Below are 24,455 nucleotides of genomic sequence, written 5' to 3'. Positions count from 1 at the left end.
GTCAGCCTCCGTAAGGTTCGAGGACGAGATCGCGGGTGACGATCACGCGGACAGGGAAGCCGGGCCGGATCGTCAGTGTCGGCGCGACGTTGAGCTGGCGCCGAACGATCTGCTGACCGGCATCATTGATCGTGTCCTGGCCCCCATTGCGGATGGCGCGCAGGAGCCGGTCCTGATCATCGATGGCAAGCTCGGACCCGACTGACAGGAGCGTCGAGAGCCCCGCCGCTTTGGCGAGATCCCACCAATGGTAATCGACGCCGTCTTCCAGACCGGCATAGCCCTGGGTATCGGCTCCGGGTTGTCGTTCGAGCACAATGGACCGGCCGTTCGGGAGAATGAGCCTGTTCCAGACGAGAAGCACGCGGCTCTGCCCGTATTGGACGCTATTGTCGTACTGGCCGATGATCCGCGTGCCCTGTGGGATGACGAGGATGCGCCCCGTCGGACTATCGTAGATGTTCTCCGTCACCTGCGCGGTGATTTGTCCAGGCAGATCGGAGCGGATGCCGGTGATGAGGGCGGCGGAGATGACCGCGCCCGCCTGGAGAACATAGGGCGATGCTGGTGCCATGATGCGGTCGGCCGCAATGGTACGGCGGTCGACGGGAGCATTGAGGAACGCGAGTTGTCGATCTTGAGCGGTCTCGGCACCAGGTTGTGTGCCGGTTCCCACGCTGGGAAATCCCGGGACATTCGTGCCGGCGGTCGCCGACGTTGCGGCCGGACCGGCCTGGAAAAACACGCGGCTGGTGCGGGCGGCCTCCAATTCGGCTAGGCGACGTTGCTCCTCGGGATCAGGCCCCGGCGCCGCCATGGCGGGCGGCACGACAGGATGCCCCTGATTTTGCGCGCTGACGATCGGGCGGCCGAGGTCTCCAGGCAGCGCCGGGCCGAGGACCGGGCCGGTGTAATCGCGTGGCAGGCCGGCCAGGCCGTCGGCCGTGGTGCGGTTGTCGGTTGAATAGAGTTCGTCGGCGCTCTTGCCGGGATCGCGGGTCTGGAGCGCGTAGATGAGAGAGCCGCCGATGCTGACGAGTGCAACCGCAGCGACGCCGGCGAGCACTTTGCGCGACAGCCGGGTGACGCGCGGAGGTTCTGCCCGCAGGCGCATGGACGATGATGCATCGACGGCGGGCGTTGATTGGTCCAGCCGTTCGGCGTTGTCGTGGTCAATGTCGCTCATGATGCAGGTTTCCCATCGGTTCGCACGATCCTGACGGTCTGCTGCTGCTTGCCGCTGCCGAGGCGCAGTTCGGCGGCGCCGAAGATGCGGTCCACGATCAGGATGTTCTGGTGGATGCGGCTGTTGACGAGCTGCGGCTCGCCATCGGTGCCGAGGACGAAGATCGGCGGCATTTCGCCTTGAACGATGCCGCGTGGAAATTCGACATACACACGCCTGCCGTCGTCATAGACGGCGACCGGCCGCCAGGGCGGCGTGTCGCCGGTGAGGCCGTAGCGGTAGTGACGTGCGCCGGCAGCGGGAATGATAGGCGTCGCCGAGACCGTTCCACGTTGCGATGCCGGTAGCGCGGGATAAGCCCAGGCAACGGCCGGCATATAGGGTTTCGCCTCCGCCCTCAGCTCGAGCATGTAGATGCGGCGGTCGGTCGTGATGACCAGGTTCGTGGTGATGTCGGGGCGGGTCGGTTTGACGAGGATGTGGACGCGGCGCGAGAGGCTGGAACCGCTTTCGGTGTCACCGATGATCCAGCGGGCGGTGTCACCGGCGGCGATTGGACCTGCGCCGGTCAGACTTTCGCCCGGTTCGAGCGCGATGTTGGTGATCTGGCCGGGCGCGGCATAGACTTGGTAAAGCGCGCCTTCGCTCCAGGGATAGATCTGGATGGCGTTATAATAGCCCTCGCGTCGCGGTTCGACACGCGCCGCAGCATTGGCGTTTTCCACGCGGCCGCTCGGTGTATTCGCGGTGGTTCCACCATGCGCGACCGTCCAGGCGGGAGGCGTGTGCAGCGGACGCGGCGGCTGTTCCGTGACCGGCGTCGGCACGGCTGGGAGCGGCGGCACGTCATTGTCGTAGCTGATGGTGGGTGGTTTGAAGGTTGCGCAGCCCGCCAGCATCGTTGCCGAGAGCAGCATCATCGCCAAAGCGGATTTACGGAAAGCCGGAGAGCCGGACATGCGCAGAGATGTGCTCATTGGGACATCTCCCGCGACCAGTTGATAGCGTTGATGTAGATGCCGAGCGGATTGGCGCGCAGCCGGTCGGCGTCGCGCGGCGTCTGGATGACGATGGTGAGGATCGCGGTCCATCGCTCCGTGCCCGCGAGCTGGCCATTCTCGTACCGTTTCTCGGTCCAGGCCACGCGGAAGGAATCCGCCGATGCGCGGATGACGCTCGAAACCTCGACGGCGATCTGCTGTTTGCCGACCTTGGTGAAGGGATCGTTGGTGCGGGCATAGTCGTTGAGCGCGCCGGCGCCGCGATCCGTGGTCCAGTCATAGGCGCGCAGCCAGTTCTGGCGCACGATGATCGGATCGGCCGGGATGCTTCTGACTTGCTCGATGAAGCGGGCAAGATGCCAGGCCACCTGCGGATCGGTCGGCCGGTAGTCGGCCGACGCCGGTGCTACGGACTGCGCCTGACCGAGCCGATCGACCTGCACCACCCAGGGAACGACGGTGCCGCGCGCCGACTGCCAGACCAGCGCGGCGGCGAAGCCGGCCGACAGGAAAAGTGAGCCGAATGCCATGATGCGCCAGTTCCTGGCCTGGACGCGGGCCGAACCCATGCGATCGTCCCAGACCTGCGCGGCGCGCTGATAGGGTGTTTCGGGTTCGGGCGATTTCCCATAGTGGGCGGCGGGTCGTTTGAAGAGGCTCATGAGCGGTTACTTTCGGAGAGATTGACGGAAGAGCCGCCGCCATGGCTGTCGCCGGATTTGACGGCGTGCGCTGCGAGGGTGGCTCCGTGGCTGAGGGACTGATGGCGCTTCATGCGCTTGGCCCAGTCGGGCGGACCGTCGCCGGGCGCTGCGGCGGCGGCTTCGCCTGCGGAGCCTGAGCCGGGTATCGTGCTCATGGTCGAGGAACCGCCCGTTGCGCCGAAGCCTGCCTTCGCACCTTCGGAGAAGCTGGACTTGACGCCTTCGGCGACGCGCGCCGTCGCGCGTCTCAGGGGCGACACGGCGGCTGCTCCGGCCGCGCGGGCGACACCGCCAAGACCAGAGGCGACACCGGCTGCGCCGGACTGGCCGAGCGAGCCGACACTGTAGGCCGCGGCGGCTCCGCCTGCCGCTGCCGCACCGCCCCGCACGGCAGCAGCACCGCCGGACATCGCAGCCGCTCCTCCCTTTATGGCAAGGCCTGCCGCGCCACCAGCTGCGAGCGCGGCACCGCCGACGGCAAGCCCGGTGCCAACCGCCGCACCGGCGCCGAGTTGTGGTCCGCCGCTGACCAGACCGGCAGCAATGCCGGGGCCGAAGATGCCGAGCCCGAGCAGCGATAGCGCGGCAAGAACAATCGCCATGGCGTCGTCGATTGTGGGCGTTGCGCCGCCGAAGCCGGCCGTAAACTGGCTGAACAGCGTTGAGCCGATGCCGATGATGACGGCGAGCACCAGCACCTTGATGCCGGATGAGACGACATTGCCCAGCACGCGCTCGGCCATGAAGGCGGTCTTGCCGAACAGGCCGAACGGGATGAGGACGAAGCCCGCCAGCGTCGTCAACTTGAATTCGATCAGGGTAACGAAGAGCTGGATCGCGAGGATGAAGAAGGCGAGCAGCACCAGCGCCCAGGCGAACAGCAGGCAGGCGATCTGGATGAAGTTCTCGAAGAACGCGATCCAGCCCATCAGGTCGGAGATGGATTCGAGCAAGGGGCGCGCGGCGTCGAGCCCGGTCTGCGCGACCTTGCCGGGTCGCATCAGATCCTGCGCGGTGAAGCTGGTGCCGGAAGCCTTGAGGCCGAGGCCCGCGAACGAGTCGAAGACGATCTTGGCGAGGTTGTTCCAGTTGCCGATGAGATAGGCGAAGACGCCGACGAAGAGCGTCTTTTTCACCAGCCGGGCGATGATGTCGTCTTCCGCGCCCCAGCTCCAGAACAGGGCGGCAAGCGTCACATCGATGACGATCAGCGTTGTGGCGATGAACGCGACCTCGCCGCCGAGCAGTCCGAACCCGCTGTTGATGTAGGAGGTGAAGACCCCGAGGAAATTGTCGATGACACCTGCGCCGCCCATGGTTCACCGTCCTTCTGTTGTCGGGACGGCAGGCGCCGGGGGGCGGCCGAGGAAGCGATCGCGGCTCTCGGCCCAGATGCGCATGCAGTCGGTATCGCTCGCCGCTGCCTGGCCAAGCTGCTGGCACCGGCGCTGCCCTTCGCGGAGCGCATCGCGCTTGGGTTCGACAGCGTGGACGCGCTCCATTTCAGGGGCCGCGTCCTTCCGGGTCATCTCGATCGCCGTCGCCGTGATGGCGAACGATACGAAAACGATGGCGCCCAGCCGGGCCAGCATCTTGCCGTCCATGGCCGCGACCTCAGTTGCCGTTGCCGAACATCTGCGCGTTGCCGGGCTGATAGCCCGCGCCCGGCGTGAGGAAGCGGCGGCGCTGCTCCCGGCCCTGATCAGCCGCCGCCGCGCGCTCCGCGTCAGTCAGCGCCGTGGCCCGGCCGTTGGCGGAGATCAGCGCGATCAGGTCGGAGAGCTGCTGCGATTGCAGCGCGAGAAGCTGATTGCCGGCCTGTGTCGCCTGCAACGCACCCTGCGCGCCTTGACTCTGGCTGACGAGGTTCGACATCTGCGTGCGATTGCTGTCGATATTGCCGACGACACCGGCCTGAATGCGCATGGCGTCCTGCAAGCCGCCGACGGTGTTCTGCCAGCGCGAGCGAGCGTCGGTGATGAGCTTGGCGTCCGACGACGACAGTGAGACGCTGCCATATTGCTGCTGGAACATCCGATCGACGTTCTGGACGTCGAAAGAGATGTTCTCCGCCTGGCCGAGGAGCTGCTGGGTGCGTTGGACGTTCTGTTGAATCTGCTGGAGCGCCGAGTACGGCAGGTTCGCCAGATTCTTGGCTTGGTTGATGAGGCTCTGCGCCTCGTTTTGAAGCGAGCGGATCTGGTTGTTGATCTGCTCGAGGGACCGCGCCGCCGTCAGGACGTTCTGGGCGTAGTTGGTAGGGTCATAGACGATACCGCCGAAGCCGAATTGCGCGTGCGCTGGCGCGGTCAGCACCGGCGATGCGGCGAGCGGTATCGCCAGGATGAAGGCCGCGAGCGACATCGCGCGCGGGCGTGAACGAAGCGTATTCATGGTCATTACTCCTTCTCGGACTGCTGGGGGGTGAGGTTCGTGAGGTCAGGGATGAGGTCTGCGGCCCACTCGGCGCCGCGCAGGCGCAGCCAGGCGGCGAGAAAGCCCTCGCGGCCATGCTCGGCGACGGTGCGCGCGATCTCGGACTGGTCGGTCTTGGAGGAGGTGGCGGCGAGCGCGAGACCGACTTCGGAGAGGCCCAGCTCGAACAGGCGATTGCCGCGCCGCGACTGGCAGTAATAGTCGCGCTTGGGCGTGGCCCGCGCGAGGATTTCGATCTGGCGGTCGTTGAGACCGAAGCGCCGATAGATCTCCGTGATCTGCGGCTCGATCGCGCGTTCGTTCGGCAGGAGCAGCCTTGTCGGGCAGCTCTCGATGATGGCCGGGGCGATGTTGCTGTTGTCGATGTCGGACAGCGACTGCGTGGCGAAGATGACGCTGGCGTTTTTCTTGCGCAGCGTCTTCAGCCATTCGCGCAATTGCCCGGAGAAGGCATCGTCATCGAGTGCGAGCCAGCCCTCGTCGATGATGAGCAGCGTCGGCGAGCCGTCGAGACGGTCGCCGATGCGATGGAAGAGATAGGCGAGGACGGCGGGTGCCGCGCCAGTCCCGACCAGTCCCTCGATCTCGAACGCCTGCACCGATGCCGAGCCGAGATGTTCGGCCTCGGCGTCGAGTAGCCGCCCATAGGGGCCGCCCACGCAATACGGTCGCAGAGCCTGCTTCAGGTCGTTCGATTGGAGCAACACCGTGAGGCCGGTGATCGTGCGTTCCTCGACCGGCGCCGACGCCAGCGAGGTCAGCGCCGACCAGAGGTGCTCCTTCACCTCGGGGGTGATTGCGATGCCCTCGCGGATCAGGATGGCGACGATCCAGTCGGCCGCCCAGGCGCGTTCGGGCGTGTCGTGAATGCGCGCGAGCGGTTGCAGCGAGACCGAGGAGTCCACGCCCTCGGTGAGATCGCCGCCGAGATCGTGCCAATCACCGCCCATGGCGAGCGCGGCGGTGCGGATCGAACCGCCGAAGTCGAAGGCGAAGACCTGGGCACCGGCATAGCGCCGGAACTGCAAGGCCATGATGGCGAGGAGCACCGATTTGCCGGCGCCGGTCGGGCCGACGACGAGCGTGTGACCGACGTCGCCGACATGGAGAGAAAACCGGAACGGGGTCGAGCCTTCGGTCTTGCCGAACAGCAAGGGGGAGCTACCCAAATGCTCGTCCCGTTCCGGCCCCGCCCACACCGCCGAGAGCGGGATCATGTGGGCGAGATTCAGCGTCGAAATCGGGGGCTGGCGCACGTTGGCGTAAACATGCCCCGGCAATGAGCCCAGCCAGGCATCGACGGCATTGATCGTTTCAGTCATGGCCGTGAAGTCGCGGCCCTGGATGACTTTCTCGGCGAGGCGAAGCTTCTCGTCGGCAACTCGGGGATCGTTGTCCCATACCGCGATCGTCGCGGTGACATAGGATTGGCCGGCGTAGTCAGCGCCGAGTTCCTGGAGGGCGAGATCGGCGTCCGCCGCCTTGTTCGAGGCGTCGGTATCGACCAGCGCGGACGCCTCGTTGGTCAGCACCTCTTTCAGGATCGCGGCGATGCTTTTGCGCTTCGCGAACCATTGGCGGCGGATTTTGGTCAGCAGCTTGGTCGCGTCGGTCTTGTCGAGCAGGATGGCGCGCGTCGACCAGCGATAGGGAAAGGCGAGCCGATTGAGATCGTCGAGGATGCCGGGCGTGGTCGCGGTCGGGAAACCGACAATGGTGAGAACGCGCAGATGCGCGGTTCCGAGACGCGGCTCCAGGCCGCCGGTGAGCGGTTGGTCGGCGAGCAGCGCGTCGAGATAGACCGGCGTTTCGGGCACACGGACGCGGTGCCGTTTGGTCGAGACGGTCGAATGGAGATATGTCAGCGTCTCGCTGCTATCGAGCCACTGGCATTCCGGCATGAAGCCGTCGAGCAGCGCCAGCACGCGATCGGTGCGGTCGACAAAGGTGTTCAGGATTTCCTTCGGATCGATGCCAGCACGTTCGCGGCCCTCATAGAGCCAGGCTTCGGTGCGCGCGGCATCCTCGGCCGGCGGCAGATAGGTGATGGTGAGATAGTAGCCGGAGACGTAATGCGCGCCGGCCTCCTCGAAATCGGCTTTGCGCTCGGCATCGAGAAGCGCTGCGGCGGCGTCGGGAAACAGGTCCGCTGGATAGATCGACGCCTCGTGCCGCTGCGCCTCGACGAAGATGGCCCAACCCGATCCGAGACGACGGAATGCGTTGTTGAGCCGCCCGGCGACGGCGACCAGTTCGGCGGCGACCGCGGAGTCCAGATCAGGGCCGCGGAACCGCGCCGTGCGCTGAAAGCTGCCGTCCTTGTTGAGCACGACGCCCTCGGCGACGAGCGCGGCCCAGGGCAGATAGTCAGCGAGGCGGGTTGCGGTGCGGCGATATTCGGCAAGATTCATCATGGCGATGCGCTTCCTCAGACGGACAGATGAGCGGGGATGCGCAGGTGACGGCGACCGACCTCGACGAAGAGGGGATCGCGCTTTGCAGCCCATACGGCTGCGATATGGCCAATGGCCCAGATCAGCAGACCGACGAGCCAGAGGCGCAGGCCAAGGCCCACGGCTCCGGCCAGCGTGCCGTTCAGGATGGCGAGTGCGCGCGGTGCGCCGCCGAGCAGAATGTGCTCGGTCAGCGCCCGGTGAACCGGGACGGTGAAACCCGGCACCGCGTCGAGTTGTTCGAACGCCGCCGCCATCAGATGAGCGCCCCGCCGCCGAATGAGAAGAACGACAGGAAGAAGCTCGACGCCGCAAACGCGATGCTGAGACCGAAGACGATCTGGATCAGCTTCCGGAAGCCGCCGGACGTGTCACCGAACGCCAGCGCCAGGCCGGTGGCGATGATGATGATGACGGCGACGATCTTGGCGACCGGCCCTTCGATGGATTCGAGAATTTTCTGGAGCGGTGCTTCCCACGGCATGGACGAGCCGGAGGCATGGGCGGCGGGAACGAGGACGAGATTGATGTAGATGAAGGCGGCGGCCGTCGCGGCATAGCGGCGAACGCGCATGGTGGTGCGGATCATGATGGCGCTCCTGTACGGTCAAGGGTTGCGGGGGTGATGGCGTAGTCGCCGTCCGGACCGAGCCCATCGACGCGGGCGAGTTCGGCGAGCCGGCGCGCGGAGCCGCGGCCGGAGAGGACGGCAACAAGATCGATGGTCTCGGCGATCAGGGCGCGCGGGACCGTGACGACGGCCTCCTGGATGAGTTGTTCAAGGCGGCGCAGCGCGCCGATGCCGCTCCCGGCGTGGATCGTGCCGATGCCGCCGGGGTGGCCGGTTCCCCATGCTTTCAGGAGATCGAGAGCTTCAGAGCCGCGCACCTCGCCGATGGGAATGCGATCGGGGCGCAGGCGTAGCGAAGAGCGAACCAGCTCCGAGAGCGTGGCCACTCCATCCTTGGTCCGCATGGCGACAAGATTGGGCGCGGCGCACTGAAGCTCGCGGGTATCCTCGATGATGACGACGCGATCCGCCGTCTTGGCGACCTCGGCCAGAAGCGCATTGGTCAGCGTGGTTTTGCCGGTGGAAGTGCCGCCTGCGACAAGGATATTGGCGCGCGCCATCACGGCTGCGCGTAGCGTCGCCGCCTGGTCGGCGAACATGATTCCGGCGGCCACATAATCGTCGAGCGTGAAGATCGCTACGGCGGGCTTGCGGATGGCGAAGGCCGGTGCGGCGACAACGGGCGGCAGCAAGCCCTCGAACCGCTCTCCCGTCTCAGGAAGCTCGGCGGAGACTCGCGGGCTGCGCGGATGCACCTCGACGCCGACATGGTGAGCGACCAGCCGCACGATGCGCTCGCCATCGGCAGGCGACAGCGTCTCACCCGTATCGGCCAGCCCTTCGGAGAGGCGATCTACCCAGAGACGGCCGTCCGGGTTCAGCATGATTTCGACCACGGCCGGGTCTTCGAGAAAATGGGTGATGGTCGAGCCGAGCGCGGTGCGAAGCATGCGCGCACCGCGCGCGAACGCCTCCGGCTTCTGGCTGATATTGGTCATTCCTGCCCCGCTTCCTGACGGGGCTGGAAAAGAGGGTCCCCGGATCGGGGTGATTAAAAGAGCCGTGAATCAGGCTGATTCAACAAGTATCGGTCGTCGTAGTAGCGTGGCGTGCAAATACAGGAGAACGGCGGTTGGGCGATGCTATTGATCCACGCGCGCCGAAGCCTATGGATCGCTCTCTGTCGGGCTGGACGGCGACTCGCCGACATCTTCAACGATCTCCTGCCGAAGTTTCGGTCCCTGGGCCAAGCGCCGTCCAAGGGCCGCGATGAACGCCTCGTAGCGCTTCCCGACCATGGCGCGCGCTGCCTGGGCTGCGGGCTCGGGCAGCGCCGGCGTCGTGTTGAGCCAGAACCGGATGAATACGGCCATGGTCTCGACGGAGATCCCGATGTCGCGCTCCATGCGGTTGAGACGGCGATCGATCTGATCGAGGCGTTTGGCGACCACGGCTTCACGCCGCTCAGCGTCGTCCGGCGACAGGAAGGACGCGATGGCGGCCTCTGCGATCAGGGAGAGCGGTTGTTCGCGTCGGCCTGCATAGTCCGATAGTGTCGCCATGATGTCGGGGTCGAGATATACGGAAATCGGCACCTTCTTCTTGCGTCCGGTCATGGTGCTACAGCTCCATGCCGTCATTGGGATCGAGCGAGACCTGGCGGGCAACGCCGCGCATGACGCGGGTCAGCCGCTGGTTGCGCGCGGCGGCGTCCTCTGTGTCGTCAGGCAAATCGATCTCAAACTCATTGTCGATCGGCGCCTTCTTTTCGATGGGGTTCACCCGGTTGAGTTCGGGCTGATGCCGACGTTCGGACTCGGTGGAATCCTCTTCGTTGTCACCGCTCGTCGTTGGCGCAGCGTTTTCGGTCATGTCCGGGCGCGCGGGGATCGGCAGCTTGCTCCAATCGTCGGGCCGACCTTCAGCAGGCCGCGCCAGCCCCGGCGGTGACATGATGCGTTCCTTGAAGCGGGCATCTTCATAGTAGCGCGCCTTCTTCGCCCGGATCGGCGGCGTCCCGGCGACCATGACGATCTCGTCGGTCGGCGGGAGCTGCATGATTTCGCCTGGTGTCAGGAGCTGACGCGCGGTCTCCGAGCGCGACACCATCAAATGGCCGAGCCAGGGCGAGAGCCGATGCCCGGCGTAATTCTTCATCGCCTTCATCTCGGTCGCGGTTCCGAGCGCGTCGCTGACCCGCTTCGCGGTCCTTTCGTCGTTCGTCGCAAAGGAAACGCGCACATGGCAGTTGTCGAGGATCGAATTGTTCGGGCCGTAAGCCTTCTCGATCTGGTTCAGCGATTGCGCGATCAGAAAGCTCTTGAGGCCGTAGCCCGCCATGAAAGCCAGCGCGGACTCGAAGAAATCGAGGCGGCCGAGGGCGGGAAACTCGTCGAGCATGAGCAGCAGGCGATGCCGCCCGACCTTTGCTTGCAGATCCTCGGTGAGACGGCGACCGACCTGATTGAGGATCAGGCGTATCAGCGGCTTGGTGCGGTTGATGTCGGACGGCGGCACGACAAGGTAGAGTGTGGTCGGGAGCTTGCCGCCCACCATGTCGCTGATCCGCCAGTCGCAGCGCCGCGTCACCTCGGCGACGACAGGATCGCGGTAGAGGCCGAGAAACGACATGGCGGTGGAGAGCACGCCCGAGCGTTCGTTGTCCGATTTGTTGAGCAGCTCGCGTGCGGCGCTGGCGATGACGAGATGCGGCCCGGCTTCGCCGAGGTGGCTGGTCTTCATCATCGCGGCAAGCGTCGACTCGATCGGGCGCTTCGGATCGGACAGGAAGGCGGCGACGCCGGCCAATGTCTTGTCGTCTTCGGCGTAGAGGACATGCAGGATGGCGCCGACCAGCAGGGCATGACTGGTCTTCTCCCAATGGTTCCGCTTTTCGAGCGAGCCTTCGGGATCGACCAGGATGTCAGCGATGTTCTGAACGTCGCGGACTTCCCATTCGCCGCGGCGCACCTCGAGCAGCGGATTGTAGGCCGACGATTTGGGGTTGGTCGGGTCGAACAGCAGAACGCGGCCATGCCGGGCGCGGAAACCGGCGGTGAGCTGCCAGTTTTCCCCTTTGATGTCGTGGACGATGGCCGAGCCCGGCCAGGTCAACAGGGACGGCACGACCAGGCCGACGCCCTTGCCCGATCGGGTCGGGGCGAAGCAAAGCACATGCTCGGGGCCGTCATGACGGAGATAGTCGCGATCATAGCGGCCGAGCACGACACCGTCGGGACTGAGCAGGCCCGCGGCTTTCACTTCGTCCTTTCCCGCCCAGCGGGCGGAGCCGTAGGTCGCCGCGCTTTTTGCTTCGCGGGCGCGCCAGACCGACATGCCGATGGCGACGGCTATGGCGATGAAGCCGCCCGACGCCGAGATCATCCCGCCCTTGGCGAAGACCTCCGGCGCGTAGGCGTCGTAGAAATACCACCACCAGAAGAACGCTGGCGGATAGTAGATCGGTAGGCCGAACAGGGAAAACCAGGGCGTGCCGAGCTGCGCCTGAAAGCCGAGGCTCCATGCGACATATTGCGTCGCCGCCCAGGTGGTGAGCAGCACGATGAGGAAGACGACGGCGATCTGGCCCCACAGGATTTTGGTCGCGGACATTGCTGCGGTCCTTTCTTCTTAGGTGATTAGAGGCCGAGCCCCCGCTTGCGGCCGAAGCTCCAGTCGACACCGCCGTCTCCGCGGGCGACCCCGGAGACGTGTTTGCCGAGCTGGCTTTCGAGGGACGGCGACCAAGGCACGAGCTGGAAGCCGAGGCCGTTATCGATCATCGCGAAGCGGCCGGATGCGAGCGTCATGCGCTGGCGATAGGTGCCGGCGACATATTCGCCATTGCCGGCCGCTTTGAACGGCTGGCCTGTCTCCTTCGCGAGCCGGTCGGCAACGGCGTCGACCTCACGGCGCCGAAGCGTCTCGATCAGGTTGCGGCTGAAGATGACGCGGCGGCCTTGCTGCTCGGCGAGACCTTCGTGGACCAGATGCTCCGCCCGTTGTCGCATCGCCTGCCGCACCTCGGCGCCGAAGCCGCCCTCCGACATGGCGAGGGGTTCGCGGGCGATGGATTGCCGGTCGAGCCAGGTCGCGCCCGAGGCGTTCACCTGATGCTTGAGATCGAGATCGGAGCGGACGGCGAGCGCGACGCGGCGTTCGCCGCGAGCATCTTCGAAGGTGCGCAGCTCGACGATCGAGCCCGGCGCGCTGTCCCCCGCCGCATCGAGATGCGGCAAGCGGATGTGGTGGGTCCGACCATCGACGCCGTCGACCACGGCGTAGGCCGTTCCCTTCAGCTCGTCATCGAGGCCGCGCTCGACCAGACGGCCGATGACCGGCACATCGAGGCTTTCCCCTGCCAGGACGTAGTTGCCCGAGCCGCGGTCTATACCGCGTTCGGTGAGCGCGCGGTGCATGCGCTTGATGATGTCGCCGCGTTCGCCGAGCTGGCGCAGCGTCACCTCAGCCTGATCGTCGATCATCCACTGGCCAGGTCCGACTTCACTGGCGAGGCCGAGGGCTGCGAGTTTGCGCAGGCGGCCGACCTTCTCGACGGCGTAGGCGTCGGGCTGGCGACCGACCTGCGGGGCGACATCGATGACGCCGGTCTTTCCCGCGTCGCGGACAAGCTGCCGATCGAGTTGCGTCCAGCGCTCCGCCTCGATCTGGCGTTCGAGCGTGCGGCGAATATCGAGATCCGTGCGCGGGCCAAGCTCTTGTGTGATGAGGTCACGCGCGCGATCGCGCATGCCCTCCTTGATGTAGTCGCGCGAGATCACGAGGTCCTGGCCGTCGTCGCGGACGCCGCGCACGATTAGATGGACGTGAGGATGCTCGGTGTTCCAGTGATCGACCGCAACCCAATCGAGCCGCGTGTCCAGATCCCTTTCCATCTGGCCGACAAGATCGCGGGTGAAGGACTTGAGGTCCGACATCTCCACGGCGTCGTCCGGTGAGACGATGAAGCGGAAATGATGGCGATCATCTTCGCATCGCCCGGAGAAGGCGCGGCCATCAGCTTCCTCCGTTCCCGGCCCGAACAGTCGGGCCTTTTCTCCATCACGGGTCACGCCGTCGCGGCGGAGATAATCGAGATGCGTGCCGAGCGGCGCGGTGCGGCCGGAGCGCCGCACGACGCGGGCCTTGATGACAGCGCCGCGCGTGCGCGCTGTGATGAGGCGGTTCGCTTGGATGCTGGCGCGCTGGCCTCGGCCGAAGCGCGAGCGATTGGCGGCAACGACGCGCCCGGAGCGCGAGACGCCGCCGCCCGCCTTCTTCGCGGCGGCCAGCGCCTGCGCGATGAAGGGCCGAGCCGACTGCGCACGGGTTGACCGGATGCGCCCAGGCCGAACACGAAACTCGTGGTCATCGGCCATGACGCAAGGCCGCAATGTGCGAAAAATCGCGCTGATACAGGCAATTGGGCGTCAGGCGCACATTGCCGATGAGCACGGCAATGTGCGGAGCGCGCCAAAACCTCTTGCAAAAACAACCGCCCGACCGCCGCGCAATGTGCGGCCTTTTATCCTGCCATCGTGCGGTTGTTGTGCCTGCCTCTCCCCCTTGTGCCCTCCATGTCACGCCGGAATGCGACAGAGTGCGAAGGATACTTCCGCAGTTCATCGGGGCGTCCCCCCGTCAGAGCGAGCGACCACGATCGGGGCGTTCGAGTCTTCGGCGGTATCGGGAGTGCGCGCCGCGACGGAGGAGCGGCTGTCGTTTGACCGCGCGTTTTCCGATGGCGATGTCGCCGAACGATCGTCGGCGGAACGCACGACGAAGAGCGGCGCTTCCCGCCAATCCGGCGGCGGTGGCGGCGCAACCGGTGGCGCGCTCGACGGCGATGGTGCGCCTAGCTGCGGAGCCAGCAGCGCGATGTAGGCCCGCGTTTCGGCGGGCAGGGCGCGGCCGGTCTGGACGTATTCGTCGTAGCGGCCAGGCCCCGCATTGTAGGCGCCGAGCATTGCGGGGATCGTGCGATAGCGGTCGAACATTTCACGCAGGTAGGCAGCGCCTGCGAGGATGTTGTCGCGCGGGTCGTAGGGGGCACGCCCGAGCCCATAGCGAACGCGAAGCGCGGCCCAGGTATCGGGCATGACCTGCATCAACCCGAGCGCGCCGGCCGACGATATGGCGCGCACATCGCCGGCGCTTTCGGCGCGTTTGACGGCGACGATCCAGTGTTCGGGAATGCCGAAGCGCTGCGAGGCTTCGGTGACGAAGGCGGCGTGTGGATCGCCAGCGACCGTGCGCGCAGCCGACACGGACTGGGCAAGAGCGGCGTCCGTTGCGCCCGCTGCGAGGGCCAGGCCGGAAAGGAGAAGGAAGGCCATGCGCCGGACGGCGTGATGCCGCCCGCCCGCATCCCGATGGCTTATCGCTGGACGTGGACCGGACATCGGTCAGTCCTTCCCGGCGCGGTCGCGCGGGCGCGACCAGTGCAGCGACCAGGCGTTCCCGGCGTCATCGTCGCAGAACAGATTGGCGCGGATCGGCTGCGGCAGCGCAGGGTCGTCGATCAGTACGGCAACGTATTCGCCCGCGCGCTCGCCGGTGCGTTTCCAGCCCGCGCCGATTTCCGGACCGGCTTCGGCTTTGCCATCGTCGCTGGCGTGAACGCGGTAATCCGGCGCATTCTCGGCATCGGAGGGCTCTGCCGGCACGATGACGACATCGCGGAAGAGCGTGAACGTCTCCAGCTTGCCGGCGAAGCCCGTGTCCTGGCGCGTGAATTGACCAATCTGAGGCATGATGACTTCCTTTGCGGCGGCGTTGGGAAAGCCATCGGTGGGCGCCGCCCCCGCCGATGGCGAGGTGTTCATCGCGTCGGTGCGCGCCATTCGAAGCGGCCCGTTCCGTCCTCGTCTGTCCACAGGGGGACGGCGCGGCCGATGATCTGGTCAGTGGAGGTCAGGCCGAAATAGCGACCGTCCAGGCTGTCGCGGACCTGCCAGTTCATGAGGAAGACTGCGCCGGTCGGGATACGGCGGCAGCCCTGCCAGACCGGGAGGTCGCGCGCGGCGCGATCACGCGGTAGCGCATCGCCCATGTCGACGCCGTCGATCGTGACGGAGAGGTTCGAGCGGCAAACGGTCTGCCCGGAAACGCCGAGAATGCGCTTCAGCAGTGGGACGCCTTTGGGAAGATAGCCGCGTTCGGCCATGAAGGTCGCGAGCGGCTCGGGCGCATCGACCGCAACGAGATCGGTGACGTCGAACGGGCCATCGACGTCGATCGTGTAGAAGCCGATGGGGGCGCTCGCCGATGCGTTCCACAGGAGCTTGATCGGCAACGGGGTGAGCGCCGGATAGCTGATCCCCGTGGTCGCGAGAGCCATGACGAGGAAGAGACCGGCGCGCGTCACGACCACGTCCTCCGGCGCAGGAGGACGGCGCGATGCTGGTCGAGCGTATAGGTGCGCGGCTGATGTCCAGCCGCCATCCGGTTGTGGACGTGACGCCAGTGTTCCGGCGAAACGGCGTCCGCCTCGATGCCGACCGCTTCAATTGCATCGACGTGGCGCAGCACGTCTTCGACCTTTGGCCATCCGTCGATCCTGAGCAGGATTTCACCGCCCGGCCGGACGAAAGGCAGCGTCTGGTAGGGCTCTCCGGGCTCGACTGCGCGTACGATGTCGATGCGCGAGATAATCGTGCCGAAGTCGTTGGCCGCCCATCGCACGAACGCGAATACGGTGTTCGGACGGAAGGAGACGACACGCCGGCGGCGGTCGAGGATCTGTTCATGCGCCTCACGGCCGAACCTGATCCAGTATTCGATCTTCTTCTCGACCCACGTCAGTTCGACGTGGGTAATGGTGTCATGGGGGAGCGCTGACGGCAGAGGGCCGCCGCGCATGCGGGGAGCCGCAGTGCCGGTCATGTGGTGTCTCCTGGTGTCGAGGGGAATTCACGCGCGAGCAGCTCGCGCAGCATGTCGGCGACGGTGACGCCGCGCCCGAAGGCGGCGATCTTGATCCGGCCGCGCAGTTCGGGCGTCACATCGATGGTGAGCCTGGCGGTGAACGCAGCGACGTCAGCGGCGCGTGGTGCGTTGTCCGCAGCCTTGATCCATTGGTCGGGATCGGAGGGGCGTGCGGCGAAGCCGCGACGGGGGGATCGTTCGTTCATTGTGCGCCCCCGTCGATCCGCAGACGCAGGAGTTCATCGGCGAAGGCCGCGATCTCGCGCGCGGCCGATGTCGCATCGGCGAGTTCGGCGACCAGGCGGCCGGTCTGCGCGGCGGCGGCGAAGGCGATACGTTGGCCGATGGTGGTGGCGAGCAACGGTGGATCGTGATCGGCCAGGGTCTCGGCTGTCTCGCGGGCCAGGATGGTGCGCGCACCGCAACGATTGAGCACGAAGCGGGCGACCAGTTCCGGGCGATAGACGCGGGCTTCGCGGAGCAGCGCCAGCATCTCGGCCGATGCCCAGCCGTCGAGCGGCGACGGCTGCACCGGGATCAGCACGAGGTCGGCGGCGAGCAGCGCCGAGCGCATGAGCGCTGCGACACGCGGCGGGCCGTCGATGACGACGTGGTCGACATCGCGGGCCAGCGCCGGCGCTTCGCGGTGGAGCGTGTCGCGCGCCAGGCCGACGACGCCGAACCGGCGCGGCAGGCCCTCATGGCTGCGCTGCTCAGACCAGTCGAGGGCCGATCCCTGTGGGTCCGCATCGATCAGGGTGACGCGCTGACCGCGCCCAGCGAGTTCGCCCGCGAGGTTGAGCGCCAGCGTCGTCTTGCCGACACCGCCTTTCTGGTTGAGGAACGCGACGATCATCGCGCACCTCCAGGCCGATCGAGGAGCGGAAGCTGATCGGGGGAAGCCGGTTCGCTCTCTTTCCGGCCCGTCTGAGCGGCTGGAGCACCCTTGCGCGGTGATTTGCCGGCGGCGCGGAGGCTCGCTGCGGCGGTGCGGATGAGGTTTTCCACATCGCGCGCGCGCTCTTCAAAGTTAGATTCTTGGTTAGACTCTAAGTTAAGGGCGCGAATCCGCCCACGATTTCCAGACGTTAAGGCCGGCTTGGGTTCCCGATGGCACGAGCCTCGGGTTCCCGATGGCACGATAGGTCGGGTTCCCGATAGCACGAGGCCGTCCACAGGTTTTCCACAGGCGGCTAGTGGCTCGAAAGCCAGCAGCGTGCGCCCGCCGATTTCCACTTCGAGCGACAGGAGGTAGCCGGGCAGTGGTTGGCGTCGCACGATGTCGCGCAGTTCGAAGGCGAAGCGCTTGAACGGCGACAGGCTGCCGGATTTGAGGTGGAGGTGGCGTAGGTCGAAACGCCAGCCGCCGCGCTGACGGCCTCCGTGTTTGCGCACGATGCGGTAGAGCCAGCGATCGAGGCCGCCGGTGAGATCGAAATAGGCCGGATCGATGGTGAGGATGAGCGCGTCATCGAGGACGGCCTTGTAGAACCAGTCGGGGACGATCAGCTCGATGCCATCGGGTCGTCCTTGGTGATCCGTGCGCTCCTGCCACTCGTTTATCCACGAGAAGCGGTGACGGCGGCCTTCGGCGGGCTGGCGGATCGACGTCGAGATGGTGGTCGATTGCAGCCGGTCGAGCGCGGCCTTGAGGCGCTGATAGTCGCGCATGGATGTGCCGCGCCCGACATAGGTGAGGATCTCATAGGGTGTCGCCGCCATCAGACGCGAGGTGCGCAGGCCCGCGTCGCGGGCCTCGACGATCTGGCTGGCGGCCCAGATCAGGATGTCGGCGTCCCAGATCGTGGCCATGCCATGATCGGGAACGGCCTCTACCCGGATGGAGACACCGCCGGCCGAAAAGTCGATCGGCGCTATGCGGTGCGATTTCGAGAGGGAGAAGAAGGGATAGGCCATGAGATCCTGCGCGTCTCGTGGCGCGAAGTCGCCGGGAAGCGCGCGAAACAGGTCGAGCTGCCCACGCTCCGAAGGGTCACGACGACGCACCACCATGAAAGGGACCAGCCACGATCAGCGTGCGTATCGGCCGGCGATCTGGCCGGTCGGTAGCGTCTGGCGCTTTGCGGGAAGCACGGAGCCGCGCGGATCGGACGTCGAGGTCACGGCGCCGCGCTCGGCCCAGGTCTCCAGATCGTCGACCGAATAGACGACGCGCCCGCCGAGTTTGTGATAGGCCGGACCAGTGCCGTAGGTGCGATGCTTTTCCAGGGTGCGCGCGGACAGGCTGAGAAATTCAGCGGCTTCCTTGGTCCGCAGGTAGCGTGGCGGGAGCGCGGCGGTATCGGGTCGCATTGGGCGGGCCTCCGTGGGGGTGCTGGGGGCCGCTGGCGATCAGCGGCTGTCAGCGACAACGGTGGCGGAGAACCTCCGGCGGGATGGATGGGGGACTTGGGATGGCTAAATTCCCCACCCCTCTTGTTGGAGCAGGCTAGGTGCGCCGACGATGCCGAAGCAGGTGTAGATAGCCGCCATCGATGAGGGCCAATCCGGCTTCGGCGAGGGCGATCACGGCATCCCGTAGCGGCGAGGTCTTCCAAGGGTCGGTATCGATGCGCGCCGCGCCATAGATTGCGATGGCGATGTCGCGATAGGTCGCGCCGTTCATGCGGCCGTCAGCAGCACGAAGTTTGAGGCGAAAGCGGCGGCGCTGCTCGGCGGTCATGCGCGTGTCGCGCAACGGCGGACGTTGGAGCCAGGCGCGCGCGAGGCGTGTCAGCGCATCAATGCGATCGAGGATGTCGTCATCGATGGGGACGACCGCTGCAAGCTGGTCGTGTGCGGATATGCCGGGTAGGAAGAGTAGCTGGAGGTCGTGCTCCGGAAGACCAGCATAGGCTCCTTCAGGGCCATCACGTCCCGCAGCGAACCTGTCGGCGAGGCTGTTTGAGCTGGACGGCAGAAAGTTCGGCCGCGCTGTCAGAAAGAGGACGGCGGGATCGCTCTGCGGCGACCACACCACCTGTTGCTGTAGGGCAGAACGACCTGGTCTTGCGGGGAAATCGCAACCCCCAGCGCCGCTGCCTGTCGTCAGGCAGCGGCTGAGTCTCGGCGCCAGCATCGACCAGACTGGCGTAATCGTCCTGATAAGGGCGGTATCTGCGAAGACACTCCCAGGCGAGACCTTCGATCGGCAGGGTATCGAAGAAATCGTAGCTGCGGTCGTCTCGCCAGTTCGATGTATCGGGCCTCATCGCATCAACTCTCCCGCGTGGTGCGCGTAAGTCGAGCGTGTGATTTTTCGGGGCGCGATGAGGGTGTTGGAAGCCCGGAGGAGGGCATTGCGTGATGTCGAAAGGGCATCACGCAGGTTCGCAAGCCTCTCAGCGGTGAGCCGGTCGCAGGAGATGCCGATAGCCGGTGTGGGTCATCCAGCGGGCGCGTTCGAGATGGCTGTCATGGATGCGTCGGCAGCGTTCGGGTTCACGGGCGGGATCGAGGTCGAACAGCACCCGCACGGCTTCCTCCCAATGCGCGCCGTCAGCGGCCGCATCCAGCAAGCGCATGTATAGTTTGGCATGCGAAATGTCGTAATCGGTGAGATCTTGCCCCGATGGCGCGAGGTCCTGGAATGGTGCGGTCATGGTGCAGACTCGGCGAATATTCGGTGCCCGTCTATTGTCCAAGTTTGATCCGAAATAGAGGCAGTGCGAATGATGAGGAGCCTGGCTGCCCACAGGTCAGCGTAAGCCTGTAGATCGGTTCTGCTTGTTTCCGCGATCATCGACCAGCAGCACTCCTTGCCCTCGGTCGGTCGACAGGAAGACGATTCCGGCAGCTTCCAAGGCCCTGCGTGCCTGATCGCGCGTCGTCTCGTACACATCGAGCCCGCTTTCGGATTCGAGGCGCTTGAGCGCGGTCAGCGATAGGCGGGCCTTGTCAGCGAGCGTCTCCTGTGTCCAACCCAGCAACGCGCGTGCGGCCCGTGATTGTCGGGCGGTGATCATGCATGATCACCTCCCATCGCAACCGGCGCGCGTTCCAGAACTACGGCTATTTTAGTCGTATTGGCCCTTTTCTGCCAGCTCAAAGAGGTTGCCGAAGGGCCGTGTTGTGCTGGCGCCGATTTGCTGATTCGGGCAATCGAGGCGTTGTCGTCAGTGAAGCGAAGGGTCTGCGGGCTGGCTTTTGCAGTAAAGCTGGAAGAGCGCGCCTTCGGTGTGACCCGACTATTTGGAACACGCATCTGCGTTTCGGTGCGATTTGAGCAGGAAGGCGGCCCCGACCTTTCGGCCGGGGCCTCGTGACGCCGCCTCAGTCTGCGCGGCGGCCGTTGGGGCGGGACCAGATCAGCGAGTAACCTTCGCCGTCCTCGTCATCGAAGAGGTTGGCGTAGATCGGAGCGTTGAAGCTCGGATCGTCGAGCTTGAGGCCCAGATAGTCGCGGCCCTCGTTGGAGCGTTTGGACCAGGCGGCGCCGATCTCGGCGCGGCCGACCAGGACCCGGTGGCTGGGGGCGTTCTCGCCACTGGCGCGCAGGTCGGGGACGATGCGCACGCCTTTGGCCTGGACGCTGAGGGTGACGATTTCGCCGCCGAATTCGTTCGAGCCGGTCTTCTTGAAGGTGCCGATGGTCGCCATTGTAAGTCTCCGTTTTCCGTTTCGAGCCCGCACCATTGCGGCCTCGATGGCGATCGACCGGACGGAGGCGAGCGACGACACATCGCTTGCGACCGTAGCAAAGCGGAGGATGGCGCAGGCGCGACTTTGTTGTTTCGCGAGGAATGACGGCGCAGCCGGCAGGGGAAGAAAGTCGGGACCAGCCGTTGTGGCTTAGGCGCTCGAGGCAAAGCCGTCCTTCGGCCAGATCAGGCCATTGAAGAGGCCGTTTTGGAGCGGCGGCTGGACGGATCGACGGCGGAGACGGCGGCGACCTTCGCATTGGCCCGGGAAGTCCGACCGGCGATCACAGGCGTAAACCTCCCTCGAACAGGCCTGCGCTGCGCATTTCGCCATTCCGCCAGCTCTGACGGAACGCCTCGACGCTGAGGGTCTGCCGGCCCCGATGTCGTTACCGCCCCGACGCGCTCCATCGTTCCGTGACAGGTGGGCGCAGCCGATGCTTCGCGATGCCGCTTCCCCATTGGGCGACCAGATGGCGTGGGGGACAAAGGCATGTGCTTCTGGATCCCGCCGCGATGGGCGCTGCGGGTTTAGGCGTGGGACACATGCCCGGCAGATGGGCCGGAGGCCGCCATCCCGGTGATGCGCGCGAAGGCGACGATGCCGACCGCGATCGCTCCGATGACCGAGAACACGGTCTGCCATGTCTCCGATGGCATGGTGTGTTTCACGATGCCATGGGTGGCATGGAAACCGGCGACGACGGCCGGGGCGACGAAGGCCGCTGCGATGAGCAGCCGTGCCCAGGTCGGACGGACGGTGGCGAGCAGGAATTGGCCGAAGCCGAAGGTCAGGCCGGCGGCGACAAAGCCGACGACAATCGCGCCGAGCCAGCCCGCGCCGGTGCCATAGGCCCATGTGCCGGCAGTCACGCCCGCGAAGAACGGAAGAGCGAACACCGCAAGCGTGAAGAGGAGCCAGCAGAGGAAGCCGATGGCGGCGATGCTGAGGAAAATGCCGATGAAGATCATGGTGGTGTCTTTCGTCAAATGTCAGACGGACGCGCCTCCACCACCACCACGGCGCACATGCGAGATTAGCAGAATTCGAGCCGCGGGGGGAGCAGAAGCGTGAAGCGTCCGCCGACGGCGCGACCCGGTTCGCCTCATGAGGCGAAGGGGTCGATTTCGCCGACGATGGCGTTTTCATCGCCATCATATTCCGAGGCCGGGGTGACGGAGAGCGTGCCGTCTCCGGCGCGATAGATGACGATGGCCGCCATCAGGGTGGTAGCGAGGCTGAAGGCGAAGGCGTGAGCGGTTTGGAAGGACATCGACCTGGCTCCTGTTTGAGCGGAGGTCCATCCCCCGCTGACAGGCGCCCGAAGAGTTCGGCCGGTGGCCGCAATCACCGCGTAGGCGAAGCCGGAGCGGCGGCACGCTATGCGTAGTCCGACCCTTTACGGGTTGATGGCGTCAGGCCATCGGCTGAACCCAAGGATCAGCGTCTTGAAGCGGGGGTGGTCGTCCGATCAGGAGACCGGATTGTCTGCATGCCGCGAGAACTGTTGCCGCCGGCTCGGCTGACCTCTCCTGCGCTGCCGGTGGCCGGATGTCAGCGCCCGGCCTTCCAGGGATCGATCACCGTGACATTCGCGGCCTCGAATGCGCTGCTGTCGCGCGTGGCGACGGCAAACCCCTTGGCGGCTGCAATCGCCGCGATGTAGCCGTCGGGAGTAGGGAAGCCTTTCCCGGCCGCTCGGGCTTTGACGGCGAGATCCGCATAGCGGCGCGCAGCATCGACATCGAACGGGAGGACGCGGTCTGCGAACAGTTCCATCACCCCATCCAGGGCTTCGGTGAGACGCTCCTTGCGCTTGCCGTCGGGGAGCGCGCCGATGCCGAACATCAGTTCGGCGATGGTGACGCTGGAGAGAAAGAGTGTTTCCGCCGCCTGCTCGTCGAGCCATGCGCGCACGGCCTCGTCGGGAGCGGGCTTCATCGCCTCCGATACGACATTGGTGTCGAGGAGGATCATTCGAAGCTCATCGGCTTGGCGGGCGCCTTGTCACGAGCCTGGTCGAGGGCCTCGACATCCTCATTGGTCAAGCCGAGGCGGCGGCTGCGTTCCGCGAGCGCCGTGCCGAGCCGGAGGCGCGTATCGGGGCGGACAGCCATTTCGAGGATGTCGCGCATTTCCGCTTCGGCGCTGCGGCCGTGCTGCGCCGCCCGCACCTTGAGGGCGCGATGCGTCGCGTCGGACAGATTCCTGATCGTAACTGCGGGCATGATAGCGCCTCCTGCAAGTTTGATGGCGGTGATAGCATAATACAAAAATTGCTATCATTTTTCAAGGCGGCGGGTCCCGGCGGCGCTTACGCGCCGCCCGAGCCGAACCGATAGACCGGGATGCCCATCTTGCGGGCCTTGTCGGCCAGGTTGTCCTGAATGCCCGTGCCGGGGAAGATCACGACCCCGATCGGCACGATGCTGAGCATCTGGTCATTGCGTTTGAACGGTGCGGCCTTGGCGTGCTTCGTCCAGTCCGGCTTGAAGGCGACCTGCGGCACCTTGCGGCTGTCGGCCCAGCGGGAAGCGATCTTTTCGGCGCCTTTCGGCGAGCCGCCATGCAGCAGCACCATGTCGGGGTGCTTGGTATGGATCTGATCGAGCTTGGCCCAGATCTGCTTGTGGTCGGCGGTGTCGCCGCCCGAGAAGGCGATCTTCGGGCCGGCGGGTACGAGTACATCGGTATCCGCACGCCTCCTGGCGGCGAGGAAATCCCGGCTGTCGATCAGCGACGCGGTGAGGTGGCGATGGTTGACCCGTGATCCGGTGCGTTGCGACCAGGGTGAGCCGGTGGCGACGAGGTAGCGGCCAGCGGCGGCTTCGCGGAAGGTTTCCATGCCGTCGCGGCGGTCGATCAGGTTCATGCCGATGTCTATGAGGCGCTCGAGCTGGAGGGACTTCACCTCGGAGCCATCCTGTTCGCGCTGAAGCTGCCTTTGCGCCTGCTCGTTGTCGTCGAGCTTCTGTTCGATGCGGTCCACGGCGCGGTGGAACATATTGACGGTGGACCAGAGGAGATCGGGGAGATCGAAGTCGAGGCTGGTGTCGGTGATCGTGGCGACCAGGGCGTCGAAGATATCGGCGACGGTGCCTTCGATGATGCGGTCTTCCGGTGGCGGGCGCTGGTCCAACTCGTCTTCGGAGGGACGGTAGCCATGGAGCTGCAAGTCCTGGATAAGATGGTCGGTCGGGGATGACTCGTGGTGTGGTTCGTAGTCGTCGTGTTCGCTCATGGGATGCTCCGTCGGCAAGGACCGCGACCGTCGCGGCCTTCATGGCGACGAAGCCGTCGGGCGGGACGGACCTGCACCCTGAGCGTGAGCCGAAGGGCCGAAGCGTCAGCGGAGGATGGCGAAGGCCGGCGATTTTGTTTCGCGATGGAAAGGCGCCGGTTCGGGGTCCCCGCGCGGCCTGCCGCGTGGGGTGGACATGCGCCGCCGGAAAATCGTCGGCCGCAGCCATTGCCTTGTCCGGCCCGGCTGATGGCCGATCGCCCTCTCGAAGGCCGAGGCGCGGTCCTTTTGCCGTC

General features: G+C 65.8%; 31 protein-coding genes. All 31 read right to left on the bottom strand.

Annotated elements, in window-relative coordinates:
* Nucleotide 1: 1 nt before the first annotated feature.
* Nucleotides 2-1,186 carry a TraB/TrbI/VirB10 family type IV secretion system protein gene (locus PLAV_RS18010; protein WP_012110072.1) on the bottom strand — a complete coding sequence of 395 codons (1,185 nt, stop codon included), beginning with the start codon at nt 1,184-1,186 and terminating at the stop codon, nt 2-4.
* Nucleotides 1,183-2,163 (bottom strand): P-type conjugative transfer protein TrbG, encoded by a 981-nt coding sequence (gene trbG / locus PLAV_RS18005; protein WP_012110073.1) that lies wholly within the window; start codon nt 2,161-2,163, stop codon nt 1,183-1,185. The genes PLAV_RS18010 and trbG overlap by 4 nt, the downstream gene beginning before the upstream one ends.
* On the bottom strand, nt 2,160-2,849 hold the full coding sequence (gene trbF, locus PLAV_RS18000) for a conjugal transfer protein TrbF (protein WP_012110074.1): 690 nt from the start codon (nt 2,847-2,849) through the stop codon (nt 2,160-2,162). Before trbF ends, trbG begins: the two co-directional genes overlap by 4 nt.
* On the bottom strand, nt 2,846-4,207 hold the full coding sequence (trbL, locus tag PLAV_RS17995; protein WP_012110075.1) for a P-type conjugative transfer protein TrbL: 1,362 nt from the start codon (nt 4,205-4,207) through the stop codon (nt 2,846-2,848). The genes trbF and trbL overlap by 4 nt, the downstream gene beginning before the upstream one ends.
* A gap of 3 nt (nt 4,208-4,210) precedes the next feature.
* Nucleotides 4,211-4,495 (bottom strand): putative entry exclusion protein TrbK-alt, encoded by a 285-nt coding sequence (trbK-alt, locus tag PLAV_RS17990; RefSeq protein WP_012110076.1) that lies wholly within the window; start codon nt 4,493-4,495, stop codon nt 4,211-4,213.
* 10 nt (nt 4,496-4,505) lie between these two features.
* The gene (trbJ, locus tag PLAV_RS17985; RefSeq protein WP_012110077.1) at nt 4,506-5,285 is read right to left on the bottom strand and encodes a P-type conjugative transfer protein TrbJ; all 780 of its coding nucleotides are present in this window, start codon (nt 5,283-5,285) and stop codon (nt 4,506-4,508) included.
* 5 nt (nt 5,286-5,290) lie between these two features.
* A complete protein-coding gene (gene trbE / locus PLAV_RS17980) occupies nt 5,291-7,741 on the bottom strand; it encodes a conjugal transfer protein TrbE (protein WP_012110078.1) in 2,451 nt (816 codons plus the stop codon).
* A gap of 14 nt (nt 7,742-7,755) precedes the next feature.
* Nucleotides 7,756-8,037 carry a VirB3 family type IV secretion system protein gene (locus tag PLAV_RS17975; protein WP_012110080.1) on the bottom strand — a complete coding sequence of 94 codons (282 nt, stop codon included), beginning with the start codon at nt 8,035-8,037 and terminating at the stop codon, nt 7,756-7,758.
* Nucleotides 8,037-8,369, bottom strand: a complete 333-nt coding sequence (locus PLAV_RS17970; protein ID WP_012110081.1) for a TrbC/VirB2 family type IV secretion system protein — start codon at nt 8,367-8,369, stop codon at nt 8,037-8,039. Before PLAV_RS17970 ends, PLAV_RS17975 begins: the two co-directional genes overlap by 1 nt.
* Nucleotides 8,366-9,349 carry a P-type conjugative transfer ATPase TrbB gene (gene trbB, locus PLAV_RS17965; RefSeq protein WP_012110083.1) on the bottom strand — a complete coding sequence of 328 codons (984 nt, stop codon included), beginning with the start codon at nt 9,347-9,349 and terminating at the stop codon, nt 8,366-8,368. The genes PLAV_RS17970 and trbB overlap by 4 nt, the downstream gene beginning before the upstream one ends.
* Nucleotides 9,350-9,517: 168 nt before the next feature.
* On the bottom strand, nt 9,518-9,967 hold the full coding sequence (locus PLAV_RS17960) for a hypothetical protein (protein WP_012110084.1): 450 nt from the start codon (nt 9,965-9,967) through the stop codon (nt 9,518-9,520).
* Between the two features lie 4 nt (nt 9,968-9,971).
* Nucleotides 9,972-11,963, bottom strand: coding sequence for a conjugal transfer protein TraG (locus tag PLAV_RS17955; RefSeq protein WP_012110085.1), 1,992 nt, complete (start codon nt 11,961-11,963; stop codon nt 9,972-9,974).
* Nucleotides 11,964-11,989: 26 nt separating this feature from the next.
* The gene (locus PLAV_RS17950) at nt 11,990-13,729 is read right to left on the bottom strand and encodes a relaxase/mobilization nuclease domain-containing protein (protein WP_012110086.1); all 1,740 of its coding nucleotides are present in this window, start codon (nt 13,727-13,729) and stop codon (nt 11,990-11,992) included.
* A 243-nt stretch (nt 13,730-13,972) separates the two neighbouring features.
* Nucleotides 13,973-14,752, bottom strand: a complete 780-nt coding sequence (locus PLAV_RS17945) for a lytic transglycosylase domain-containing protein (protein WP_012110087.1) — start codon at nt 14,750-14,752, stop codon at nt 13,973-13,975.
* A 3-nt stretch (nt 14,753-14,755) separates the two neighbouring features.
* Nucleotides 14,756-15,103, bottom strand: a complete 348-nt coding sequence (locus PLAV_RS17940; RefSeq protein WP_041536413.1) for a DUF736 domain-containing protein — start codon at nt 15,101-15,103, stop codon at nt 14,756-14,758.
* A gap of 68 nt (nt 15,104-15,171) precedes the next feature.
* Entirely contained in the window at nt 15,172-15,717 is a 546-nt protein-coding gene (locus PLAV_RS17935; protein WP_012110089.1) for a S26 family signal peptidase, read from the bottom strand.
* Nucleotides 15,714-16,235 carry a DUF2840 domain-containing protein gene (locus tag PLAV_RS17930; RefSeq protein WP_012110090.1) on the bottom strand — a complete coding sequence of 174 codons (522 nt, stop codon included), beginning with the start codon at nt 16,233-16,235 and terminating at the stop codon, nt 15,714-15,716. The genes PLAV_RS17935 and PLAV_RS17930 overlap by 4 nt, the downstream gene beginning before the upstream one ends.
* Nucleotides 16,232-16,483, bottom strand: a complete 252-nt coding sequence (locus tag PLAV_RS17925; protein WP_012110091.1) for a hypothetical protein — start codon at nt 16,481-16,483, stop codon at nt 16,232-16,234. Before PLAV_RS17925 ends, PLAV_RS17930 begins: the two co-directional genes overlap by 4 nt.
* The gene (gene parA / locus PLAV_RS17920; RefSeq protein ID WP_012110092.1) at nt 16,480-17,133 is read right to left on the bottom strand and encodes a ParA family partition ATPase; all 654 of its coding nucleotides are present in this window, start codon (nt 17,131-17,133) and stop codon (nt 16,480-16,482) included. The genes PLAV_RS17925 and parA overlap by 4 nt, the downstream gene beginning before the upstream one ends.
* Nucleotides 17,130-18,290 carry a replication initiator protein A gene (locus PLAV_RS17915; protein WP_012110093.1) on the bottom strand — a complete coding sequence of 387 codons (1,161 nt, stop codon included), beginning with the start codon at nt 18,288-18,290 and terminating at the stop codon, nt 17,130-17,132. Before PLAV_RS17915 ends, parA begins: the two co-directional genes overlap by 4 nt.
* An 18-nt stretch (nt 18,291-18,308) precedes the next feature.
* Nucleotides 18,309-18,590: a helix-turn-helix transcriptional regulator gene (locus PLAV_RS17910; RefSeq protein ID WP_012110094.1), complete on the bottom strand. Its 282-nt coding sequence runs from the start codon at nt 18,588-18,590 to the stop codon at nt 18,309-18,311.
* A gap of 136 nt (nt 18,591-18,726) precedes the next feature.
* Entirely contained in the window at nt 18,727-19,254 is a 528-nt protein-coding gene (locus PLAV_RS17905) for a DUF2285 domain-containing protein (protein WP_245545181.1), read from the bottom strand.
* Nucleotides 19,148-19,489 carry a transcriptional regulator domain-containing protein gene (locus PLAV_RS19940; RefSeq protein WP_245545180.1) on the bottom strand — a complete coding sequence of 114 codons (342 nt, stop codon included), beginning with the start codon at nt 19,487-19,489 and terminating at the stop codon, nt 19,148-19,150. The genes PLAV_RS17905 and PLAV_RS19940 overlap by 107 nt, the downstream gene beginning before the upstream one ends.
* Nucleotides 19,490-19,618: 129 nt before the next feature.
* Complete coding sequence (locus PLAV_RS17900; protein ID WP_012110096.1) at nt 19,619-19,879, bottom strand: DNA -binding domain-containing protein; 261 nt, start codon at nt 19,877-19,879, stop codon at nt 19,619-19,621.
* A gap of 96 nt (nt 19,880-19,975) precedes the next feature.
* Complete coding sequence (locus PLAV_RS17895; protein WP_012110097.1) at nt 19,976-20,242, bottom strand: helix-turn-helix domain-containing protein; 267 nt, start codon at nt 20,240-20,242, stop codon at nt 19,976-19,978.
* Between the two features lie 307 nt (nt 20,243-20,549).
* Nucleotides 20,550-20,876 (bottom strand): DUF736 domain-containing protein, encoded by a 327-nt coding sequence (locus PLAV_RS17890; RefSeq protein ID WP_041535876.1) that lies wholly within the window; start codon nt 20,874-20,876, stop codon nt 20,550-20,552.
* 572 nt (nt 20,877-21,448) lie between these two features.
* Entirely contained in the window at nt 21,449-21,889 is a 441-nt protein-coding gene (locus PLAV_RS17880) for a hypothetical protein (RefSeq protein WP_012110100.1), read from the bottom strand.
* 134 nt (nt 21,890-22,023) lie between these two features.
* Nucleotides 22,024-22,191, bottom strand: a complete 168-nt coding sequence (locus PLAV_RS19715) for a hypothetical protein (protein WP_012110101.1) — start codon at nt 22,189-22,191, stop codon at nt 22,024-22,026.
* Between the two features lie 281 nt (nt 22,192-22,472).
* Nucleotides 22,473-22,895 carry a type II toxin-antitoxin system VapC family toxin gene (locus PLAV_RS17875; RefSeq protein ID WP_012110102.1) on the bottom strand — a complete coding sequence of 141 codons (423 nt, stop codon included), beginning with the start codon at nt 22,893-22,895 and terminating at the stop codon, nt 22,473-22,475.
* Nucleotides 22,892-23,146: a FitA-like ribbon-helix-helix domain-containing protein gene (locus PLAV_RS17870; RefSeq protein WP_012110103.1), complete on the bottom strand. Its 255-nt coding sequence runs from the start codon at nt 23,144-23,146 to the stop codon at nt 22,892-22,894. The genes PLAV_RS17875 and PLAV_RS17870 overlap by 4 nt, the downstream gene beginning before the upstream one ends.
* Nucleotides 23,147-23,232: 86 nt before the next feature.
* Nucleotides 23,233-24,159, bottom strand: coding sequence for a DUF2493 domain-containing protein (locus tag PLAV_RS17865; protein WP_012110104.1), 927 nt, complete (start codon nt 24,157-24,159; stop codon nt 23,233-23,235).
* Nucleotides 24,160-24,455: the final 296 nt, after the last annotated feature.

This window comes from Parvibaculum lavamentivorans DS-1, from assembly GCF_000017565.1.
Lineage (GTDB): Bacteria > Pseudomonadota > Alphaproteobacteria > Parvibaculales > Parvibaculaceae > Parvibaculum > Parvibaculum lavamentivorans.
This window is presented reverse-complemented; position numbering and strand designations above follow the sequence as displayed.

Coding starts and splice junctions, on each gene's coding strand:
- PLAV_RS18010 (WP_012110072.1), bottom strand. CDS start 1,186: ATGAGCGACATTGACCACGACAACGCCGAACGGCTGGACCAATCAACG.
- trbG (WP_012110073.1), bottom strand. CDS start 2,163: ATGAGCACATCTCTGCGCATGTCCGGCTCTCCGGCTTTCCGTAAATCC.
- trbF (WP_012110074.1), bottom strand. CDS start 2,849: ATGAGCCTCTTCAAACGACCCGCCGCCCACTATGGGAAATCGCCCGAA.
- trbL (WP_012110075.1), bottom strand. CDS start 4,207: ATGGGCGGCGCAGGTGTCATCGACAATTTCCTCGGGGTCTTCACCTCC.
- trbK-alt (WP_012110076.1), bottom strand. CDS start 4,495: ATGGACGGCAAGATGCTGGCCCGGCTGGGCGCCATCGTTTTCGTATCG.
- trbJ (WP_012110077.1), bottom strand. CDS start 5,285: ATGAATACGCTTCGTTCACGCCCGCGCGCGATGTCGCTCGCGGCCTTC.
- trbE (WP_012110078.1), bottom strand. CDS start 7,741: ATGATGAATCTTGCCGAATATCGCCGCACCGCAACCCGCCTCGCTGAC.
- PLAV_RS17975 (WP_012110080.1), bottom strand. CDS start 8,037: ATGGCGGCGGCGTTCGAACAACTCGACGCGGTGCCGGGTTTCACCGTC.
- PLAV_RS17970 (WP_012110081.1), bottom strand. CDS start 8,369: ATGATCCGCACCACCATGCGCGTTCGCCGCTATGCCGCGACGGCCGCC.
- trbB (WP_012110083.1), bottom strand. CDS start 9,349: ATGACCAATATCAGCCAGAAGCCGGAGGCGTTCGCGCGCGGTGCGCGC.
- PLAV_RS17960 (WP_012110084.1), bottom strand. CDS start 9,967: ATGACCGGACGCAAGAAGAAGGTGCCGATTTCCGTATATCTCGACCCC.
- PLAV_RS17955 (WP_012110085.1), bottom strand. CDS start 11,963: ATGTCCGCGACCAAAATCCTGTGGGGCCAGATCGCCGTCGTCTTCCTC.
- PLAV_RS17950 (WP_012110086.1), bottom strand. CDS start 13,729: ATGGCCGATGACCACGAGTTTCGTGTTCGGCCTGGGCGCATCCGGTCA.
- PLAV_RS17945 (WP_012110087.1), bottom strand. CDS start 14,752: ATGTCCGGTCCACGTCCAGCGATAAGCCATCGGGATGCGGGCGGGCGG.
- PLAV_RS17940 (WP_041536413.1), bottom strand. CDS start 15,103: ATGCCTCAGATTGGTCAATTCACGCGCCAGGACACGGGCTTCGCCGGC.
- PLAV_RS17930 (WP_012110090.1), bottom strand. CDS start 16,235: ATGACCGGCACTGCGGCTCCCCGCATGCGCGGCGGCCCTCTGCCGTCA.
- PLAV_RS17925 (WP_012110091.1), bottom strand. CDS start 16,483: ATGAACGAACGATCCCCCCGTCGCGGCTTCGCCGCACGCCCCTCCGAT.
- parA (WP_012110092.1), bottom strand. CDS start 17,133: ATGATCGTCGCGTTCCTCAACCAGAAAGGCGGTGTCGGCAAGACGACG.
- PLAV_RS17915 (WP_012110093.1), bottom strand. CDS start 18,290: ATGGTGGTGCGTCGTCGTGACCCTTCGGAGCGTGGGCAGCTCGACCTG.
- PLAV_RS17910 (WP_012110094.1), bottom strand. CDS start 18,590: ATGCGACCCGATACCGCCGCGCTCCCGCCACGCTACCTGCGGACCAAG.
- PLAV_RS19940 (WP_245545180.1), bottom strand. CDS start 19,489: ATGAGGCCCGATACATCGAACTGGCGAGACGACCGCAGCTACGATTTC.
- PLAV_RS17900 (WP_012110096.1), bottom strand. CDS start 19,879: ATGACCGCACCATTCCAGGACCTCGCGCCATCGGGGCAAGATCTCACC.
- PLAV_RS17895 (WP_012110097.1), bottom strand. CDS start 20,242: ATGATCACCGCCCGACAATCACGGGCCGCACGCGCGTTGCTGGGTTGG.
- PLAV_RS17890 (WP_041535876.1), bottom strand. CDS start 20,876: ATGGCGACCATCGGCACCTTCAAGAAGACCGGCTCGAACGAATTCGGC.
- PLAV_RS17880 (WP_012110100.1), bottom strand. CDS start 21,889: ATGATCTTCATCGGCATTTTCCTCAGCATCGCCGCCATCGGCTTCCTC.
- PLAV_RS19715 (WP_012110101.1), bottom strand. CDS start 22,191: ATGTCCTTCCAAACCGCTCACGCCTTCGCCTTCAGCCTCGCTACCACC.
- PLAV_RS17875 (WP_012110102.1), bottom strand. CDS start 22,895: ATGATCCTCCTCGACACCAATGTCGTATCGGAGGCGATGAAGCCCGCT.
- PLAV_RS17870 (WP_012110103.1), bottom strand. CDS start 23,146: ATGCCCGCAGTTACGATCAGGAATCTGTCCGACGCGACGCATCGCGCC.
- PLAV_RS17865 (WP_012110104.1), bottom strand. CDS start 24,159: ATGAGCGAACACGACGACTACGAACCACACCACGAGTCATCCCCGACC.